19 protein-coding genes are annotated in these 18,170 nt (G+C 58.4%); all 19 read left to right on the top strand.

Annotated elements, in window-relative coordinates; translation table 11 throughout:
• Window positions 1-595 precede the first annotated feature (595 nt).
• Entirely contained in the window at window positions 596-730 is a 135-nt protein-coding gene (gene rpmH, locus ACI7M0_RS27030) for a 50S ribosomal protein L34 (protein WP_003253163.1), read from the top strand.
• A 13-nt stretch (window positions 731-743) separates the two neighbouring features.
• Window positions 744-1,148 carry a ribonuclease P protein component gene (gene rnpA / locus ACI7M0_RS27025; RefSeq protein WP_003253166.1) on the top strand — a complete coding sequence of 135 codons (405 nt, stop codon included), beginning with the start codon at window positions 744-746 and terminating at the stop codon, window positions 1,146-1,148.
• Window positions 1,141-1,386, top strand: coding sequence for a membrane protein insertion efficiency factor YidD (yidD, locus tag ACI7M0_RS27020; RefSeq protein WP_010951426.1), 246 nt, complete (start codon window positions 1,141-1,143; stop codon window positions 1,384-1,386). Before rnpA ends, yidD begins: the two co-directional genes overlap by 8 nt.
• A 2-nt stretch (window positions 1,387-1,388) precedes the next feature.
• Window positions 1,389-3,071, top strand: a complete 1,683-nt coding sequence (gene yidC, locus ACI7M0_RS27015) for a membrane protein insertase YidC (protein WP_010951425.1) — start codon at window positions 1,389-1,391, stop codon at window positions 3,069-3,071.
• A gap of 88 nt (window positions 3,072-3,159) precedes the next feature.
• Window positions 3,160-4,530: a tRNA uridine-5-carboxymethylaminomethyl(34) synthesis GTPase MnmE gene (gene mnmE / locus ACI7M0_RS27010; RefSeq protein WP_010951424.1), complete on the top strand. Its 1,371-nt coding sequence runs from the start codon at window positions 3,160-3,162 to the stop codon at window positions 4,528-4,530.
• Window positions 4,531-5,164: 634 nt separating this feature from the next.
• The gene (mnmG, locus tag ACI7M0_RS27005) at window positions 5,165-7,057 is read left to right on the top strand and encodes a tRNA uridine-5-carboxymethylaminomethyl(34) synthesis enzyme MnmG (protein ID WP_064491478.1); all 1,893 of its coding nucleotides are present in this window, start codon (window positions 5,165-5,167) and stop codon (window positions 7,055-7,057) included.
• A complete protein-coding gene (gene rsmG / locus ACI7M0_RS27000) occupies window positions 7,054-7,704 on the top strand; it encodes a 16S rRNA (guanine(527)-N(7))-methyltransferase RsmG (RefSeq protein ID WP_129931856.1) in 651 nt (216 codons plus the stop codon). The genes mnmG and rsmG overlap by 4 nt, the downstream gene beginning before the upstream one ends.
• 18 nt (window positions 7,705-7,722) lie before the next feature.
• Window positions 7,723-8,514 carry a ParA family protein gene (locus ACI7M0_RS26995; RefSeq protein WP_003253182.1) on the top strand — a complete coding sequence of 264 codons (792 nt, stop codon included), beginning with the start codon at window positions 7,723-7,725 and terminating at the stop codon, window positions 8,512-8,514.
• Window positions 8,515-8,523: 9 nt separating this feature from the next.
• Window positions 8,524-9,396: a ParB/RepB/Spo0J family partition protein gene (locus ACI7M0_RS26990; protein ID WP_003253185.1), complete on the top strand. Its 873-nt coding sequence runs from the start codon at window positions 8,524-8,526 to the stop codon at window positions 9,394-9,396.
• Between the two features lie 149 nt (window positions 9,397-9,545).
• Window positions 9,546-9,953 (top strand): F0F1 ATP synthase subunit I, encoded by a 408-nt coding sequence (locus ACI7M0_RS26985; RefSeq protein ID WP_010955890.1) that lies wholly within the window; start codon window positions 9,546-9,548, stop codon window positions 9,951-9,953.
• A gap of 16 nt (window positions 9,954-9,969) precedes the next feature.
• Window positions 9,970-10,839, top strand: coding sequence for a F0F1 ATP synthase subunit A (atpB, locus tag ACI7M0_RS26980; RefSeq protein WP_010955889.1), 870 nt, complete (start codon window positions 9,970-9,972; stop codon window positions 10,837-10,839).
• Between the two features lie 144 nt (window positions 10,840-10,983).
• Window positions 10,984-11,241 (top strand): F0F1 ATP synthase subunit C, encoded by a 258-nt coding sequence (gene atpE, locus ACI7M0_RS26975; RefSeq protein ID WP_003097235.1) that lies wholly within the window; start codon window positions 10,984-10,986, stop codon window positions 11,239-11,241.
• 56 nt (window positions 11,242-11,297) lie between these two features.
• Entirely contained in the window at window positions 11,298-11,768 is a 471-nt protein-coding gene (locus ACI7M0_RS26970; protein ID WP_003253189.1) for a F0F1 ATP synthase subunit B, read from the top strand.
• 12 nt (window positions 11,769-11,780) lie between these two features.
• Window positions 11,781-12,317 (top strand): F0F1 ATP synthase subunit delta, encoded by a 537-nt coding sequence (locus ACI7M0_RS26965; protein ID WP_003253191.1) that lies wholly within the window; start codon window positions 11,781-11,783, stop codon window positions 12,315-12,317.
• A 21-nt stretch (window positions 12,318-12,338) separates the two neighbouring features.
• A complete protein-coding gene (gene atpA / locus ACI7M0_RS26960) occupies window positions 12,339-13,883 on the top strand; it encodes a F0F1 ATP synthase subunit alpha (RefSeq protein ID WP_010955887.1) in 1,545 nt (514 codons plus the stop codon).
• A gap of 48 nt (window positions 13,884-13,931) precedes the next feature.
• Window positions 13,932-14,792, top strand: coding sequence for a F0F1 ATP synthase subunit gamma (gene atpG / locus ACI7M0_RS26955; protein WP_003253195.1), 861 nt, complete (start codon window positions 13,932-13,934; stop codon window positions 14,790-14,792).
• Between the two features lie 27 nt (window positions 14,793-14,819).
• Window positions 14,820-16,196: a F0F1 ATP synthase subunit beta gene (gene atpD / locus ACI7M0_RS26950; protein ID WP_003253197.1), complete on the top strand. Its 1,377-nt coding sequence runs from the start codon at window positions 14,820-14,822 to the stop codon at window positions 16,194-16,196.
• 43 nt (window positions 16,197-16,239) lie between these two features.
• Window positions 16,240-16,659, top strand: a complete 420-nt coding sequence (locus tag ACI7M0_RS26945; RefSeq protein WP_010955886.1) for a F0F1 ATP synthase subunit epsilon — start codon at window positions 16,240-16,242, stop codon at window positions 16,657-16,659.
• A 118-nt stretch (window positions 16,660-16,777) separates the two neighbouring features.
• Window positions 16,778-18,145, top strand: coding sequence for a bifunctional UDP-N-acetylglucosamine diphosphorylase/glucosamine-1-phosphate N-acetyltransferase GlmU (gene glmU, locus ACI7M0_RS26940; protein WP_104962841.1), 1,368 nt, complete (start codon window positions 16,778-16,780; stop codon window positions 18,143-18,145).
• The last annotated feature ends 25 nt before the right edge of the window (window positions 18,146-18,170 follow it).

Below are 18,170 nucleotides of genomic sequence, written 5' to 3'. Positions count from 1 at the left end.
GGATATCCCCTGAGTTTGAAAGCCGGATGAGGCAAAAACAAACCGCCATTGTACCGGTCGAGCGTTCAGTTATCCACATGTGGACACGTTAGGAACCACGACAAAACAGCCATTTATCGACCAAAACGGCTTTTCGCCTCTGTGAATAAGCCCTGTGGATAATCGACCATGAGGGCTATGCACAACCCCACCCCCTAGCCTGTTGATAACTCTACTGTGGATAACAGGTGTTTTCATCCACAGCTTTCGCTCACGATGGGAACAAGCGCAGCACGGGATCAGAACAAAGTTGTAAAACTCTGTACACCCCGTAATTCATGGGCCGGCGCAGGTTATCCACAGAAGGTTATCCACTTAAGAGTTATAAGTTCTTCAAAAAAGCTTTTTATATGTCTCTTCTTTTTTTTCATGTTGTCCCCGATCCGTGTGTCCGATCAAGCACCCCTTGGGCACTGATCAACAGGCACCGTCCATCACATGCTCTATATGGAAAGACTGGTTGGAAATTGACCTATGGGCTTGCTTTCTCTAGAATCGCCGGTCTCTTAAAAAGGGGGCCATCCCGGCCCGTCGTCGACAAACCAGGTAACACGCCATGAAACGTACTTTCCAACCAAGCACCATCAAGCGCGCCCGCACCCACGGTTTCCGTGCCCGTATGGCTACCAAGAACGGCCGTGCTGTTCTGTCGCGTCGTCGTGCCAAAGGCCGTAAGCGTCTGGCCATTTGATTTTTCGGCACAGGTGGTGAGTCAGGACTTCAGTCGGGAAAAGCGACTGCTTACACCCCGGCATTTCAAAGCGGTCTTCGACTCCCCAACCGGCAAGGTTCCAGGGAAAAACCTGCTGATCCTTGCTCGCGAGAACGGTCTCGATCACCCACGCCTTGGCTTGGTAATCGGCAAGAAGAGTGTCAAGCTCGCCGTTCAACGCAACCGCCTCAAGCGCTTGATGCGCGATTCCTTTCGTCTGAACCAGCAATTGCTTGCCGGTCTGGACATCGTGATCGTCGCGCGCAAGGGATTGGGTGAGATAGAAAACCCGGAATTGCACCAACACTTTGGCAAGCTCTGGAAACGCCTGGCGCGCAGCCGGCCAACACCAGCAGTCACCGCCAATTCCGCAGGGGTAGACAGCCAAGATGCGTAAACTGGCACTCGTTCCGATCCAGTTTTACCGTTATGCCATTAGTCCTCTGATGGCCAATCACTGTCGGTTTTTCCCCAGTTGCTCCTGTTACGCGTATGAAGCCATCGAAAACCATGGCATCTGGCGTGGTGGGTGGCTGGCCGTTCGTCGCCTGGGGCGTTGTCATCCGTGGAATGACGGCGGTTACGACCCCGTTCCACCCGCTCCTTCCTCCCGAACTTCTTCGATAGCCGAGTAATCATGGATATTAAACGCACGATCCTGATCGCCGCGCTGGCAGTCGTGTCCTACGTCATGGTCCTGAAGTGGAACGATGACTACGGCCAGGCTGCCCTGCCGACTCAGAATACTGCTGCCAGCACTGTTGCTCCGGGCTTGCCCGATGGCGTGCCGGCCGGTAACAACGGTGCCAGCGCCGATGTACCGAGCGCCAACGCCGAATCGAGCCCTGCCGAACTGGCACCGGTCGCACTCAGCAAGGACCTGATCCGAGTCAAGACCGACGTTCTGGAACTGGCTATCGATCCGGTCGGTGGTGACATCGTCCAGCTGAACCTTCCGAAGTACCCACGCCGTCAAGACCACCCGAACATTCCATTCCAGCTGTTCGACAACGGTGGTGAGCGTGTTTACCTGGCACAAAGCGGTCTGACCGGTACCGACGGTCCGGATGCCCGCGCCAGCGGCCGTCCCCTGTATGCCGCCGAACAGAAGAGCTACCAGCTGGCCGATGGCCAGGAACAACTGGTTGTAGACCTGAAGTTCAGTGACAACGGTGTCAACTACATCAAGCGTTTCAGCTTCAAGCGCGGTGAGTACGACCTGAATGTCAGCTACCTGATCGACAACCAGAGCGGCCAGGCCTGGAACGGCAACATGTTTGCCCAGCTCAAGCGTGATGCCAGCGGCGATCCGTCCTCCAGTACTGCCACCGGCACCGCTACCTACCTGGGTGCTGCCCTGTGGACAGCTTCTGAGCCTTACAAAAAGGTCTCGATGAAGGACATCGACAAAGGTAGTTTGAAAGAAAATGTGTCCGGCGGCTGGGTTGCCTGGCTGCAGCACTACTTCGTGACCGCCTGGATTCCGGCCAAGTCGGACAACAACGTTGTCCAGACCCGCAAGGATAGCCAGGGCAACTACATCATCGGCTACACCGGCCCGGTTATCAGCGTACCGGCTGGCGGCAAGGTCGAAACCAGTGCCCTGCTGTACGCCGGCCCGAAGATCCAGTCCAAGCTGAAAGAGTTGTCCCCAGGCCTGGAATTGACCGTCGACTACGGCTTCCTGTGGTTCATCGCCCAGCCGATCTTCTGGCTGCTGCAACATATCCACAGCCTGCTGGGTAACTGGGGCTGGTCGATCATCGTGCTGACCATGTTGATCAAAGGCCTGTTCTTCCCGCTGTCGGCTGCCAGCTACCGCTCCATGGCGCGTATGCGTGCCGTTGCACCTAAGCTCGCCGCACTCAAGGAACGCTTCGGTGACGATCGCCAGAAGATGTCCCAGGCGATGATGGAGCTTTACAAGAAAGAGAAGATCAACCCACTGGGCGGCTGCCTGCCGATCCTGGTGCAGATGCCGGTATTCCTGGCCCTGTACTGGGTATTGCTGGAAAGCGTGGAAATGCGCCAGGCCCCATGGATCCTGTGGATTACCGACCTGTCGATCAAGGATCCGTTCTTCATCCTGCCGATCATCATGGGCGCCACCATGTTCATCCAGCAGCGCCTGAACCCGACTCCGCCGGATCCGATGCAGGCCAAGGTGATGAAAATGATGCCAATCATCTTCACCTTCTTCTTCCTGTGGTTCCCTGCCGGTCTGGTGCTGTACTGGGTTGTGAACAACTGCCTGTCGATTTCGCAGCAGTGGTACATCACTCGCCGTATCGAAGCAGCTACCAAAAAAGCTGCTGCTTGACGGGCTAATACGCTAGCCTGTGAATAAAAAACGCCCCCTAGTGGGGCGTTTTTGCTATCTGTCGTTTTTGTCGTAGAGGCTTTCGAGCATGAACACTGTGCGTGAAACCATCGCCGCCATCGCCACGGCCCAGGGCCGGGGCGGTGTGGGAATTGTCAGGTTGTCCGGCCCTCTGGCTGCCAAGGCCGGCCTGTTGATCACCGGCCGCACCCTGACCCCGCGGCATGCCCATTACGGTCCGTTCCGCGACGATGAAGGGCTGGTGCTGGACGAAGGGATTGCTCTGTTCTTCCCAGGGCCTAATTCGTTCACTGGCGAAGACGTGCTGGAACTGCAGGGACACGGTGGCCCTGTGGTCTTGGACATGCTGCTGCAGCGCTGTGTACAAGTCGGCTGTCGTCTGGCCCGCCCGGGCGAGTTCAGCGAGCGCGCCTTCCTCAACGACAAGCTCGACCTGGCGCAGGCTGAAGCCATCGCCGACCTGATCGAAGCCAGTTCCAGCCAGGCAGCGCGCAACGCCCTGCGCTCGCTGCAAGGGGAATTCTCCAGGCGTGTGCACAGCCTCACCGAGGCGTTGATTGCCTTGCGTATTTACGTCGAGGCGGCAATCGATTTTCCTGAAGAAGAGATCGACTTCCTCGCCGATGGCCACGTGCTGTCGATGCTTGATGCCGTGCGCAGCGAGTTATCCACTGTGCAGCGCGAGGCCGGGCAGGGCGCCTTGCTGCGTGACGGCATGACGGTAGTCATTGCCGGCCGGCCGAATGCCGGTAAATCGAGCTTGCTGAACCAGCTGGCCGGGCGGGAAGCTGCCATCGTCACTGACATCGCCGGCACCACGCGGGATATCCTGCGCGAACATATCCACATCGACGGCATGCCGCTGCACGTTGTCGATACTGCTGGCTTGCGCGATACCGATGACCATGTGGAAAAGATCGGTGTGGAACGCGCCCTGAAGGCCATTGGCGAGGCAGACCGCGTTCTGCTGGTAGTCGACTCCACTGCGCCCGAGGCCAGCGACCCGTTCGCTTTGTGGCCTGAGTTTCTGGCTCAGCGGCCGGACCCGGCCAAGGTCACGCTGATTCGCAACAAGGCCGACCTGAGTGGTGAGCGGGTAGCGCTGGAACAGTGCGATGACGGCCATGTGACCATTACCCTGAGCGCCAAGGGCGACGACACAGGGCTGCAACTGCTCCGCGACCATCTGAAAGGCTGTATGGGTTATGAGCAGACTGCAGAGAGTGGCTTCAGCGCCCGCCGGCGCCATCTGGATGCCTTGCGCCAGGCCAGCGAGCACCTGGAGCACGGCCGTGCTCAACTAACCTTGGCGGGCGCGGGAGAGCTTCTGGCTGAGGACTTACGCCAGGCACAGCATGCGCTGGGGGAGATCACAGGAGCATTCAGCTCGGATGACCTGCTTGGGCGGATTTTCTCCAGCTTCTGCATCGGCAAGTAATCCACAGCCAGGCAAGGCCAAGCGCCGCTCCTTAGGGAGCGGCTTTTTTTTGCCTGAAATTCGTTGCAGAAGATGAATGCAGGCCGCTGACCACAAGCACCTGTGGGAGCGGGTGGACCCGCGATGAAGCCCTTACAAGCACCAGATCTCTGTGGATGTACCCATCCTTTCGCGGGCTCGACCGCTCCAACCTGACCATGCGTAGCCGCCAGCGCGATGAATTTTCCCTGCTCGGCTTGAAAACTGTGCTCAGGAGCCCTGTGGAAAAGTCGCCTTCAGCTCAGTTGATAAGCGGGCTTTTTTTCTGAGGAAAAACCCGCCTGTGGGTAAACAGCCATTTAATCCACAGGCTAAATGACGTTATCCAGAGCCCTCATGGCACTCCAGACACAGGGTTTAATTTCTCTCTACATAGCGCCATTATTGGGATGCAGGACTTTATCCACAGAACTCGCTGTGCATAAGAATAAACATAAAAACAAAGCTTTTTAAATTTCTTCTCTCTGATTTCTGTTGTTTGCCACTCATCCACAGACTGGTCAAAATTTGCTCAGACGGTTTCTTTACTGGGGGTGAAGTCCCTATACTTGTCCGCTTACCTTCTCTATTCGCAAAAACAGGCACGAGGTGCGTGGTGGATTTCCCTTCCCGTTTTGACGTGATCGTCATCGGCGGCGGCCATGCCGGTACCGAGGCTGCGCTTGCGTCTGCACGCATGGGTGTGAAAACCCTGCTGCTGACCCATAACGTGGAAACCCTCGGTCACATGAGCTGCAACCCCGCCATCGGCGGTATTGGCAAAAGCCATCTGGTCAAAGAGATCGATGCGCTCGGTGGCGCCATGGCGCTGGCCACCGACAAGAGCGGCATCCAGTTCCGCGTTCTGAACAACCGCAAGGGCCCGGCCGTACGTGCCACCCGTGCACAAGCCGACCGCGCCATCTACAAGGCGGTGGTACGTGAAATCCTGGAAAACCAGCCAAACCTGTGGATATTCCAGCAGTCCTGCGACGACCTGATCGTCGAGCAGGACCAGGTCAAAGGCGTGGTGACCCAGATGGGCCTGCGTTTCTTTGCCGAATCTGTGGTGCTGACTACCGGTACCTTCCTCGGCGGCCTTATCCACATTGGTCTGCAAAACCATTCCGGTGGTCGCGCCGGTGATCCACCTTCGATTGCCCTGGCCCACCGCATGCGTGAACTGCCGCTGCGCGTCGGCCGCCTGAAAACCGGTACCCCGCCACGCATTGACGGCCGCTCGGTGGACTTCTCGGTAATGACCGAGCAGCCAGGCGATACGCCGATCCCGGTGATGTCGTTCATGGGCAATGCCGAAATGCACCCGCGTCAGGTGAGTTGCTGGATTACCCACACCAATGCGCGCACCCACGAGATCATTGCCTCGAACCTCGACCGTTCACCGATGTACTCGGGTGTGATCGAAGGTGTCGGTCCGCGATACTGTCCGTCGATCGAAGACAAGATCCACCGCTTCGCCGACAAGGAAAGCCACCAGGTGTTCATTGAGCCGGAAGGCTTGAACACCCATGAGTTGTATCCCAACGGTATTTCCACTTCGCTGCCGTTCGACGTGCAGCTGGAGCTGGTCCGTTCGATCCGCGGCATGGAAAACGCCCACATCGTGCGCCCGGGCTATGCCATCGAGTACGACTACTTCGATCCCCGTGACCTCAAGTACAGCCTCGAGACCAAAGTCATCGGCGGCCTGTTCTTCGCCGGGCAGATCAACGGCACCACCGGGTACGAAGAAGCCGGCGCCCAGGGCCTGCTGGCCGGGACTAACGCCGCACTGCGGGCGCAGGGCCGTGACAGCTGGTGCCCGCGCCGCGACGAGGCATACATCGGCGTACTGGTGGACGACCTGATTACCTTGGGTACCCAGGAGCCGTACCGCATGTTTACCTCGCGTGCCGAGTACCGGCTGATACTGCGCGAAGACAACGCCGACCTGCGCCTGACCGAAAAGGGCCGTGAACTGGGCCTGATCGATGACCAGCGCTGGGCCGCGTTCTGCGCCAAGCGCGACGGTATCGAGCGTGAGGAACAGCGCCTGAAATCGACCTGGGTTCGGCCGAATACCGAGCAAGGCCAGGCTATTGTGGATAAGTTCGGCACTCCGCTGAGCCACGAGTACAGCCTGCTCAACCTGCTGGCGCGCCCCGAAATCGACTACGCCGGCCTGATCGAAGCGACTGGCGGTGACGTAATCGATCCACAGGTTGCCGAGCAGGTCGAGATCCGCACCAAGTACGCCGGCTACATCGACCGCCAGCAGGATGAAATTGCCCGACTGCGCGCCAGCGAAGACACACGCCTGCCTGTGGATATCGACTACACGACGATTTCCGGCCTGTCCAAGGAGATACAGGGCAAGCTGAGCCAGACCCGTCCGCAGACGCTGGGCCAGGCTTCGCGTATCCCGGGTGTGACCCCGGCGGCGATTTCCCTGTTGCTGATTCACTTGAAAAAACGCGGCGCTGGCCGCGAATTGGAGCAAAGCGCTTGAGTTCCCTGGTCACCCCTCAACACGCTGAAGAGTTGTCCACAGGTGCGCGCCAGCTTGGTGTCGAGCTGACTGCCGAGCAGCACGAGAAGCTGCTTGGCTACCTGGCTCTGTTGATCAAATGGAACAAAGCCTACAACCTGACTGCTGTGCGCGACCCGGACGAGATGGTTTCGCGTCACCTGCTCGACAGCCTTAGCGTCATGTCTTTTATCCACAACGACCGTGATAACTGGCTGGATGTCGGCAGCGGCGGTGGCATGCCCGGCATCCCGTTGGCTATTCTGCATCCACACAAGCGCGTCACCGTGCTGGACGCCAATGGCAAGAAAACCCGTTTCCTGACACAGGTGAAAATGGAACTCAGGCTGGACAACCTCGCGGTTATCCACAGCCGGGTCGAGGCCTTCCAGCCGGCACAACCGTTCGACGGAATCATCTCCCGCGCTTTCAGCAGCATGGAGAACTTCACCAACTGGACCCGCCACTTGGGCGACACCGGGACGCAATGGCTTGCAATGAAGGGGCTGCATCCTGCCGATGAACTGGTAGCATTGCCCGCAGACTTCACAGTGGAAAGCGAACAGGCCCTGACCGTTCCGGGTTGCCAGGGCCAGCGCCATCTGCTGATACTGCGCCGCAAGGCATGACTGGGAACACTCGCAACAATGGCTAAGGTATTCGCAATCGCGAACCAGAAAGGTGGTGTGGGCAAGACAACCACCTGTATCAATCTCGCCGCCTCGCTGGCTGCGACCAAGCGTCGTGTCCTGCTGATCGACCTCGATCCGCAGGGCAACGCCACCATGGGCAGCGGTGTGGACAAGCACGAGCTCGAGCATTCGGTCTACGACCTGCTGATCGGGGAGTGCGACTTGGCCCAGGCTATGCACTACTCCGAGCACGGAGGCTTCCAGTTGCTGCCGGCCAACCGTGATCTGACCGCCGCTGAGGTGGTGCTGCTGGAAATGCAGGTCAAGGAGAGCCGTCTGCGCAACGCCCTGGCGCCTATTCGCGATAACTACGACTACATCCTCATCGACTGCCCGCCGTCGCTATCGATGCTCACGCTGAATGCTCTGGTCGCTTCCGATGGCGTGATTATCCCCATGCAGTGCGAGTATTACGCACTGGAAGGTCTCAGCGACCTTGTGGATAACATCAAGCGCATCGCCGCGCGGTTGAACCCGGAGTTGAAGATCGAGGGCCTGCTGCGGACCATGTACGATCCGCGCCTGAGCCTGAACAACGATGTTTCGGCACAGTTGAAGGAGCACTTTGGCCCTCAGCTGTACGACACGGTCATTCCGCGCAACATTCGCTTGGCCGAGGCCCCCAGCTTCGGCATGCCAGCCCTTGCTTACGACAAGCAATCGCGGGGCGCACTGGCGTACCTGGCCCTGGCTGGGGAACTGGTACGCCGTCAACGCCGTCCATCACGCACTGCACAAACAACTTAAGGAATCCGTATGGCCGTCAAGAAACGGGGTCTCGGACGTGGGTTGGATGCACTGCTCAGTGGTCCTTCCGTCAGCGCGCTCGAAGAGCAGGCTGTAAAGATCGACCAGAAAGAACTGCAACACCTGCCGGTCGAGCTGGTCCAGCGCGGCAAGTACCAGCCTCGCCGGGACATGGACCCGGAGGCGCTGGAAGAGCTTGCGCACTCGATTCGCAACCATGGTGTGATGCAACCGATCGTGGTACGCCCGATTGGCGACAACCGATACGAGATCATCGCCGGTGAGCGCCGTTGGCGCGCCACCCAGCAGGCCGGACTGGACACGATCCCGGCCATGGTCCGCGAAGTGCCCGACGAAGCCGCCATCGCCATGGCATTGATCGAGAACATCCAGCGCGAAGACCTCAACCCGCTGGAAGAGGCCATGGCCCTGCAGCGCCTGCAACAGGAATTCGAGCTCACCCAGCAGCAGGTGGCTGACGCTGTGGGCAAGTCGCGGGTGACCGTGGCCAACCTGCTGCGCCTCATCACCTTGCCCGATGCGATCAAGACCATGCTCGCCCACGGTGATCTGGAGATGGGGCACGCCCGTGCATTGCTGGGCCTGGACGAAAATCGTCAGGAGGAGGGGGCGCGTCATGTTGTCGCACGTGGCCTCACCGTGCGCCAAACCGAGGCACTGGTCCGTCAGTGGCTCAGCGACAAGCCTGATCCGGTCGAACCGAGCAAACCTGATCCGGATATCGCACGCCTTGAACAGCGGCTCGCAGAGCGCCTGGGCTCGGCCGTGCAGATCCGTCATGGCAACAAGGGCAAAGGCCAGTTGGTTATTCGCTACAACTCGCTTGACGAGTTGCAAGGCGTGCTCGCTCACATCCGCTGAAACAATTCCTGTTGTAGCGTGAAGTCGGAAATCACTACCGAAGAGTTGAATAGGGGTTAATCCACCCCTATACTCTGCGCGCATTTTGTCGGCACAAATTATGCCAAGTCATAGCTGACTTGTTGGTCGACTTCCGAGGAGCAGTTGTGATGGAAATACGCACGCCAAACCGCCTGCCTTTCCATCGCTGGGCGGTTTTTCCGGTACTGCTGGCTCAATTTGTCGTACTGCTGCTGGCAACCTTGGTGTTGTGGCAGTGGAAAGGGTCGGTCAGTGGATATTCAGGCCTTTGCGGAGGTTTGATTGCCTGGCTGCCCAATGTGTATTTCGCCTGGAAGGCTTTTCGCTTCAGCGGGGCTCGGGCGGCACAAGCTATCGTCAAGTCGTTTTACGCTGGCGAGGCAGGCAAGATGATTTTGACGGCAGTGCTTTTTGCACTGACCTTTGCAGGAGTGAAGCCACTGGCGCCGTTAGCAGTATTCGGCGTCTTCGTGTTGACCCTTTTGGTCAGCTGGTTCGCGCCCCTGCTGATGAATAAAAGACTTTCGAGACCTTAGGGCGTTTGAGGCAACCATGGCAGCAGAAACCGCTTCGGGCTATATCCAGCACCACTTGCAGAACCTGACCTACGGTCAACTACCAGACGGCAGCTGGGGCTTCGCCCATTCGGCTGCAGAAGCCAAAGCAATGGGCTTCTGGGCGTTCCACCTGGACACCCTGGGTTGGTCCGTCGCGCTGGGTCTGATCTTCCTGTTGATCTTCCGCATGGCGGCCAAGAAGGCGACTTCCGGCCAACCTGGCGGTCTGCAGAACTTCGTTGAGGTGATGGTCGACTTCGTCAACGGCAGCGTGAAGGACTCCTTCCACGGCCGTAGCCCGGTAATCGCACCACTGGCGCTGACCATTTTCGTCTGGGTATTCCTGATGAACGCCGTCGACCTGATACCGGTCGACTGGATTCCTCAGCTGGCCATCCTGATTTCCGGTGACCCGCACATTCCGTTCCGCGCCGTGTCGACCACCGACCCGAACGCGACCCTGGCCATGGCCTTCTGCGTCTTCGCCCTGATCATCTTCTACAGCATCAAGGTCAAGGGACTGGGCGGCTTCATCGGTGAGCTGACCCTGCACCCGTTTGGCAGCAAGAATATCTTCGTGCAGATCCTGCTGATTCCAGTCAACTTCCTGCTGGAATTCGTCACCCTGATCGCCAAGCCGATCTCTTTGGCACTGCGTCTGTTCGGCAACATGTATGCTGGCGAGCTGGTGTTCATCCTGATCGCTGTAATGTTCGGCTCCGGCCTTCTGTGGCTCAGCGGCCTGGGTGTGGTGCTGCAATGGGCGTGGGCTGTGTTCCACATCCTGATCATCACCCTGCAAGCTTTCATCTTCATGATGCTGACCATCGTCTACCTGTCGATGGCTCACGAAGATAACCATTAAGACCGCCTGGCGTGTCTGATAGCCTTCCCTGCCTGTACGGGGGGAGGGCTTAAAAAGTCCGCAAGGGCATGCTGTACCAAACGATTTGTTTTACCGCTTCAAACTAAAAACCTAACCAATACGACGTAAAAGTCGGGAGGAAAGATGGAAACTGTAGTTGGTCTGACCGCTATCGCTGTTGCTCTGCTGATCGGCCTGGGTGCTCTGGGTACCGCCATTGGTTTCGGCCTGCTGGGTGGCAAATTCCTGGAAGGCGCTGCTCGTCAGCCAGAAATGGTTCCGATGCTGCAGGTCAAAATGTTCATCGTTGCCGGTCTGCTCGACGCCGTAACCATGATCGGTGTTGGTATCGCTCTGTTCTTCACCTTCGCGAATCCGTTCGTTGGTCAGATCGCCGGCTAATCACTCGTCACCACGAGTTGATGGCTGTATGAATTAAGACCGAGCGAGGTGTTGGCGTGAACATTAATGCAACCCTGATTGGCCAATCCGTTGCTTTCCTGATTTTTGTACTCTTCTGCATGAAGTATGTATGGCCTCCGGTCATCACTGCCCTGCAAGAGCGCCAAAAGAAGATTGCCGACGGCTTGGACGCTGCCAACCGCGCAGCTCGCGACCTGGAGCTGGCCCAAGAGAAAGCGGGTCAGCAACTGCGTGAAGCTAAAGCACAAGCAGCCGAAATCATCGAGCAAAGCAAGAAACGCGCTGCTCAGCTTGTCGAGGAAGCCCGTGAACAGGCCCGCGTCGAAGCTGACCGTGTGAAGGCTCAGGCTCTGGCCGAGATCGAACAGGAACTGAACAGCGCTAAAGACGCTCTGCGTGCCCAAGTGGGTGCTCTGGCCGTTGGTGGTGCTGAAAAGATCCTTGGCGCCACAATCGATCAAAACGCGCATGCGGAGCTGGTTAACAAACTGGCCGCTGAAATTTAAGCGAGGGCGATCATGGCAGAACTGACCACGTTGGCCCGACCTTACGCTAAGGCTGCCTTTGAGCATGCCCAGGCCCATCAGCAACTGGCCAATTGGTCAGCCATGCTCGGCCTGGCTGCTGCGGTGTCGCAAGACGACACCATGCAGCGCCTGCTCAAGGCCCCGCGACTGACGAGCGCAGAAAAGGCCGCCACGTTCATTGACGTGTGCGGTGACAAGTTCAATGCACAGGCACAGAATTTCATTCATGTTGCCGCGGAAAACGACCGTCTCCTGCTTCTGCCGGAGATTGCCGCCCTGTTCGACCTGTACAAGGCCGAGCAAGAGAAATCCGTGGACGTGGAAGTCACCAGTGCCTTCGCGTTGAACCAAGAACAGCAAGACAAACTCGCCAAGGTTCTCAGTGCACGGTTAGGCCAGGAAGTGCGCCTGCACGCGTCGGAGGATGCCAGCCTGATTGGCGGCGTCGTCATCCGCGCCGGTGACCTGGTAATCGATGGCTCTGTTCGCGGCAAAATCGCGAAACTGGCCGAAGCATTGAAATCTTGAGTTTGAAGGGGCAGCAGAGCAATGCAGCAACTCAATCCTTCCGAAATTAGTGAAATCATCAAGGGCCGCATCGATAACCTCGATGTGAGCTCCCAAGCCCGTAACGAAGGTACCGTCGTTTCGGTATCCGACGGTATCGTGCGGATCCACGGTCTGGCCGACGTCATGTACGGCGAAATGATCGAGTTCCCTGGCAGCGTCTACGGCATGGCCCTGAACCTGGAGCAAGACTCCGTAGGTGCAGTGATCCTGGGTGCCTATGACACCCTCGCCGAAGGCATGAGCGCCAAGTGCACCGGCCGCATCCTGGAAGTTCCGGTTGGTAAGGAACTGCTGGGTCGCGTCGTTGACGCACTGGGTAACCCGATCGACGGCAAAGGTCCTCTGGGCAACACCCAGACCGACGCAGTCGAGAAAGTGGCTCCAGGCGTGATCTGGCGTAAGTCGGTAGACCAGCCTGTACAGACTGGTTACAAATCCGTCGACGCCATGATCCCTGTCGGCCGTGGCCAGCGTGAGCTGATCATTGGCGACCGTCAGATCGGCAAGACCGCCATGGCCATCGACGCCATCATCAACCAGAAAGACTCCGGTATTTTCTGTGTTTATGTTGCAGTCGGCCAGAAGCGCTCTACCGTTGCCAACATCGTTCGCAAGCTGGAAGAAACCGGCGCCCTGGCCAACACCATCGTGGTTGTTGCCAGTGCTTCGGAATCCGCCGCACTGCAATTCCTGGCGCCATACGCCGGTTGCACCATGGGCGAGTTCTTCCGCGACCGCGGTGAAGACGCACTGATCGTTTACGATGACCTGTCCAAGCAGGCCGTTGCCTACCGTCAGATCTCCCTGCTGCTGCGCCGTCCACCAGGACGCGAAGCATACCCAGGCGACGTGTTCTATCTCCACTCCCGTCTGCTGGAGCGTGCATCGCGCGTTTCGGAAGAGTACGTCGAGAAGTTCACCAACGGTGCTGTTACTGGCAAAACCGGTTCCCTGACCGCTCTGCCGATCATCGAAACCCAGGCTGGCGACGTTTCTGCGTTCGTTCCGACCAACGTGATTTCCATCACCGACGGTCAGATCTTCCTGGAATCGGCCATGTTCAACTCGGGCATCCGCCCTGCAGTGAACGCCGGTGTTTCGGTATCCCGCGTAGGTGGTGCCGCTCAGACCAAGATCATCAAGAAGCTGTCCGGTGGTATTCGTACCGCTCTGGCTCAGTACCGTGAACTGGCTGCATTCGCCCAGTTCGCGTCCGATCTGGACGAAGCGACCCGCAAGCAGCTGGAGCATGGTCAGCGCGTTACCGAGCTGATGAAGCAGAAGCAGTACGCGCCGATGTCCATCGCGGACATGGCTCTGTCGCTGTACGCCGCTGAGCGTGGCTTCCTGATCGACGTAGAAGTCTCCAAGATCGGCAGCTTCGAGCAAGCTCTGATCGCCTTCTTCAACCGTGATCACGCTGAACTGATGGCGAAGATCAACGTGAAGGGTGACTTCAACGACGAAATCGACGCAGGCCTGAAAGCCGGTATCGAGAAGTTCAAGGCCACCCAGACCTGGTAAGCCGCAGCGGGGGCTCAGGCCCCCGCTTGCTAACCTGATAGGTGATACATGGCAGGCGCAAAAGAGATTCGCAGTAAGATTGCGAGCATCAAAAGCACGCAAAAAATTACCAGCGCCATGGAGAAAGTGGCGGTCAGCAAGATGCGCAAGGCACAAATGCGCATGGCTGCTAGCCGTCCTTACGCGGAACGTATCCGCCAGGTGATCGGTCATCTGGCCAACGCCAACCCGGAATACCGCCACCCGTTCATGATCGAGCGCCCTGTAAAGCGCGCTGGTTATATCGTGGTGAGCAGTGACCGTGGTCTGTGCGGTGGCTTGAACACCAACCTGTTCAAGGCCCTGGTCAAGGACATGAGCGCAAACCGCGAACAGGGCGTGGAAATCGACCTGTGCGTGATCGGCAGCAAGGGTGCGACTTTCTTCCGCATCTTTGGCGGCAACGTCGTAGCAGCGATCAGCCACTTGGGCGAAGAGCCATCGATCAACGATCTGATCGGCTCCGTCAAAGTGATGCTGGACGCCTACCTGGACGGCCGTATCGATCGCCTCTCGGTGGTTTCGAACAAGTTCATCAATACCATGACCCAGAAGCCGACGGTCGAGCAATTGGTACCGTTGGTGGCAACCCCGGATCAGGATCTCAAGCATCACTGGGACTACCTGTACGAACCCGACGCAAAAGAGCTGCTGGACGGCTTGATGGTGCGCTACGTGGAGTCGCAGGTTTACCAGGCGGTGGTCGAGAACAACGCTGCTGAACAAGCGGCCCGGATGATCGCCATGAAGAACGCCACAGACAACGCCGGTGATTTGATCAAAGAGCTTCAGTTGATCTACAACAAGGCGCGTCAGGCTGCGATCACCCAGGAGATCTCGGAAATCGTCGGCGGCGCTGCCGCGGTTTAACGGTTCACATATTCAGAGGATCCAGCTATGAGTAGCGGACGTATCGTTCAAATCATCGGCGCCGTCATCGACGTGGAATTCCCACGTGACGTCGTGCCGAGTGTATACAACGCGCTTAAAGTACAAGGCGCGGAAACCACCCTGGAAGTTCAGCAGCAGCTGGGCGACGGCGTGGTTCGTACCATTGCGATGGGCTCGACCGAAGGCCTGAAGCGCGGTCTGGATGTCGTTGACACCGGCGCTGCCATTTCCGTTCCAGTTGGTAAGGCCACCCTGGGCCGTATCATGGACGTACTGGGCAACCCGATCGACGAAGCCGGCCCGATCGGCGAAGAAGAGCGTCGCGGTATCCACCAGCCAGCGCCTTCGTTCGCTGACCAGGCAGGCGGCAATGACCTGCTGGAAACCGGCATCAAGGTTATCGACCTGGTTTGCCCGTTCGCCAAGGGTGGTAAAGTTGGTCTGTTCGGTGGTGCCGGTGTCGGCAAGACCGTAAACATGATGGAACTGATCCGTAACATCGCCATGGAACACAGCGGTTACTCCGTGTTCGCTGGTGTGGGTGAGCGTACTCGTGAGGGTAACGACTTCTACCACGAGATGAAGGACTCCAACGTTCTCGACAAGGTAGCGCTGGTCTACGGTCAGATGAACGAGCCACCAGGAAACCGTCTGCGTGTAGCGCTGACCGGCCTGACCATGGCCGAGAAGTTCCGTGACGAAGGTAACGACGTTCTGCTGTTCGTCGACAACATCTATCGTTACACCCTGGCCGGTACCGAAGTATCCGCACTGCTGGGCCGTATGCCTTCTGCAGTAGGTTACCAGCCGACCCTGGCTGAAGAGATGGGCGTTCTGCAAGAGCGCATCACCTCCACCAAGGAAGGTTCGATCACCTCCGTACAGGCCGTATACGTACCTGCGGACGACTTGACCGACCCGTCGCCAGCGACCACCTTCGCCCACTTGGATGCCACCGTCGTTCTGTCCCGTGACATCGCCTCCCTGGGTATCTACCCAGCGGTCGACCCACTGGACTCGACTTCGCGCCAGCTGGACCCGAACGTGATCGGCAACGAGCACTACGAGACCGCTCGTGGCGTTCAGTATGTTCTGCAGCGCTACAAAGAGCTGAAAGACATCATTGCGATCCTGGGTATGGACGAACTGTCCGAAGCCGACAAGCAACTGGTAGCCCGCGCTCGTAAGATCCAGCGCTTCCTGTCGCAGCCGTTCTTCGTGGCAGAAGTCTTCACCGGTTCGCCAGGCAAGTACGTTTCCCTGAAAGACACCATCGCTGGCTTCAGCGGCATCCTCAAAGGTGACTACGACCACCTGCCAGAACAAGCGTTCTACATGGTCGGCAGCATCGACGAAGCGATCGAGAAAGCCAAGAAACTGTAATTCCTGCGCCCCGCAAGGGGCGCTATCAGGTTGAGGCAAGCAGATGGCTATGACAGTCCATTGCGATATCGTCAGCGCGGAAGGAGAGATCTTCTCCGGCCTGGTCGAGATGGTGGTTGCGCACGGTAACCTGGGTGATCTTGGTATCGCTCCAGGCCATGCGCCGCTGATCACCAATCTCAAGCCTGGTCCGATCACGCTGACCAAGCAGGGTGGCGCACACGAGGTGTTCTACATCTCTGGTGGTTTCCTCGAGGTTCAGCCGAACATGGTCAAGGTGCTTGCCGATACCGTGCAACGTGCTGCAGACCTGGATGAAGCTCAGGCTCAGGAGGCCCTCAAGGCTGCCGAGAACGCCCTGAATCTGAAAGGCGCGGACTTCGACTACGGCGCCGCCGCCGCACGTCTGGCCGAGGCCGCAGCCCAGCTGCGTACCGTCCAGCAAATGCGCAAAGGCAAGTAATCGGCCACGGCTGATAACTTCTGTTGCGATTGAGTAAAAGGGTAGCCTCGGCTACCCTTTTTCTTTTTCTGTTTTCTCCCCCGGTCTTTCACTGACCGCCCAGGATTGGTAGCCAGTAATGTCACTCGATATCGTTATTCTCGCCGCCGGCCAAGGCACCCGCATGCGCTCGGCGCTGCCCAAAGTGTTGCACCCGGTGGCTGGCAATTCCATGCTCGGCCATGTTATCCACAGCGCGCGCCAACTTCAGCCGCAAGGTATTCACGTGGTCATTGGCCATGGTGCCGAGCTGGTTCGCGAGCGGCTGGCTGCTGACGACCTGAATTTCGTCATGCAGGATAAACAGCTGGGTACCGGTCATGCTGTTGCCCAGGCACTGCCAGCGCTGACCGCTGACACCGTGCTGGTGTTGTACGGCGACGTGCCGTTGATCGAAGTGGAGACCCTGCAGCGTCTGTTGGCCAAAGCCAACGATCAGCAGCTGGGGCTTCTGACAGTCACCCTCGACGATCCGACCGGCTATGGCCGGATTGTGCGTGACGAGCAGGGCAAGGTAACTGCCATCGTTGAGCACAAGGACGCCAACGACGCGCAGAAAGCGATCAAGGAAGGCAACACCGGCATTCTGGCCTTGCCGGCCGGGCGCCTCGCCGACTGGATGGGCCGCCTGTCGAACAACAACGCCCAGGGCGAGTATTACCTGACTGACGTAATCGCCATGGCAGTGGCCGATGGCTTGGTGGTGGCCACTGAACAGCCACACGACGCTATGGAAGTGCAGGGCGCCAACGACCGCCGCCAGCTCTCCGAGCTGGAGCGTCACTACCAGTTGCGGGAAGGCCGCCGTCTGATGGCTCAGGGGGTTACCCTGCGTGATCCGGCACGCTTCGATGTTCGTGGTGAAGTCAGCGTTGGTCGTGACGTGCTGATCGACATCAACGTGATTCTCGAAGGCAAGGTGGTCATCGAAGACGATGTGCAGATCGGCCCTAACTGCGTGATCAAGAACACGACCCTGCGCAAAGGCGCGGTGGTCAAGGCCAACAGCCACCTCGAAGGCGCCGTGATGGGCGAAGGCAGCGATGCTGGCCCGTTCGCCCGCCTGCGCCCGGGCAGCGTACTGGACGCCAAGGCCCATGTGGGTAACTTCGTTGAACTGAAAAACGCCCACCTGGGTGAAGGGGCCAAGGCTGGTCACCTGACCTACCTGGGGGATGCCGAAATCGGTGCGCGCACCAATATCGGCGCCGGTACCATCACCTGCAACTACGATGGCGCCAACAAGTTCAAGACCGTGATGGGTGAAGACGTGTTCATCGGTTCGAACAACTCGCTGGTGGCGCCTGTGGAAATCAAGGCCGGCGCGACCACCGCAGCCGGCTCGACCATCACCCAGGCTGTAGAAGCGGGTGACCTGGCTGTAGCCCGTGCGCGCCAGCGCAACATTTCGGGCTGGAAGCGCCCGGAGAAGATCAAGAAGAGCTGAGTTATTCACAGCCGTTTCGATCGAA

The sequence above is a fragment of the Pseudomonas sp. 10(2024) genome (genome assembly GCF_045164175.1).
GTDB classification, from domain to species: Bacteria; Pseudomonadota; Gammaproteobacteria; order Pseudomonadales; family Pseudomonadaceae; genus Aquipseudomonas; species Aquipseudomonas alloputida.
The sequence above is the reverse complement of the archived record's forward strand: the minus strand, read 5'-3'. Positions and strand labels throughout refer to the sequence as shown.

Bases quoted from the DNA above. Each gene is read 5' to 3' on its own strand.
- rpmH (WP_003253163.1), top strand. From the start codon at position 596: ATGAAACGTACTTTCCAACCAAGCACCATCAAGCGCGCCCGCACCCAC.
- yidD (WP_010951426.1), top strand. From the start codon at position 1,141: ATGCGTAAACTGGCACTCGTTCCGATCCAGTTTTACCGTTATGCCATT.
- yidC (WP_010951425.1), top strand. From the start codon at position 1,389: ATGGATATTAAACGCACGATCCTGATCGCCGCGCTGGCAGTCGTGTCC.
- mnmE (WP_010951424.1), top strand. From the start codon at position 3,160: ATGAACACTGTGCGTGAAACCATCGCCGCCATCGCCACGGCCCAGGGC.
- ACI7M0_RS26995 (WP_003253182.1), top strand. From the start codon at position 7,723: ATGGCTAAGGTATTCGCAATCGCGAACCAGAAAGGTGGTGTGGGCAAG.
- ACI7M0_RS26990 (WP_003253185.1), top strand. From the start codon at position 8,524: ATGGCCGTCAAGAAACGGGGTCTCGGACGTGGGTTGGATGCACTGCTC.
- ACI7M0_RS26985 (WP_010955890.1), top strand. From the start codon at position 9,546: ATGGAAATACGCACGCCAAACCGCCTGCCTTTCCATCGCTGGGCGGTT.
- atpB (WP_010955889.1), top strand. From the start codon at position 9,970: ATGGCAGCAGAAACCGCTTCGGGCTATATCCAGCACCACTTGCAGAAC.
- atpE (WP_003097235.1), top strand. From the start codon at position 10,984: ATGGAAACTGTAGTTGGTCTGACCGCTATCGCTGTTGCTCTGCTGATC.
- ACI7M0_RS26965 (WP_003253191.1), top strand. From the start codon at position 11,781: ATGGCAGAACTGACCACGTTGGCCCGACCTTACGCTAAGGCTGCCTTT.
- atpA (WP_010955887.1), top strand. From the start codon at position 12,339: ATGCAGCAACTCAATCCTTCCGAAATTAGTGAAATCATCAAGGGCCGC.
- atpG (WP_003253195.1), top strand. From the start codon at position 13,932: ATGGCAGGCGCAAAAGAGATTCGCAGTAAGATTGCGAGCATCAAAAGC.
- atpD (WP_003253197.1), top strand. From the start codon at position 14,820: ATGAGTAGCGGACGTATCGTTCAAATCATCGGCGCCGTCATCGACGTG.
- ACI7M0_RS26945 (WP_010955886.1), top strand. From the start codon at position 16,240: ATGGCTATGACAGTCCATTGCGATATCGTCAGCGCGGAAGGAGAGATC.
- glmU (WP_104962841.1), top strand. From the start codon at position 16,778: ATGTCACTCGATATCGTTATTCTCGCCGCCGGCCAAGGCACCCGCATG.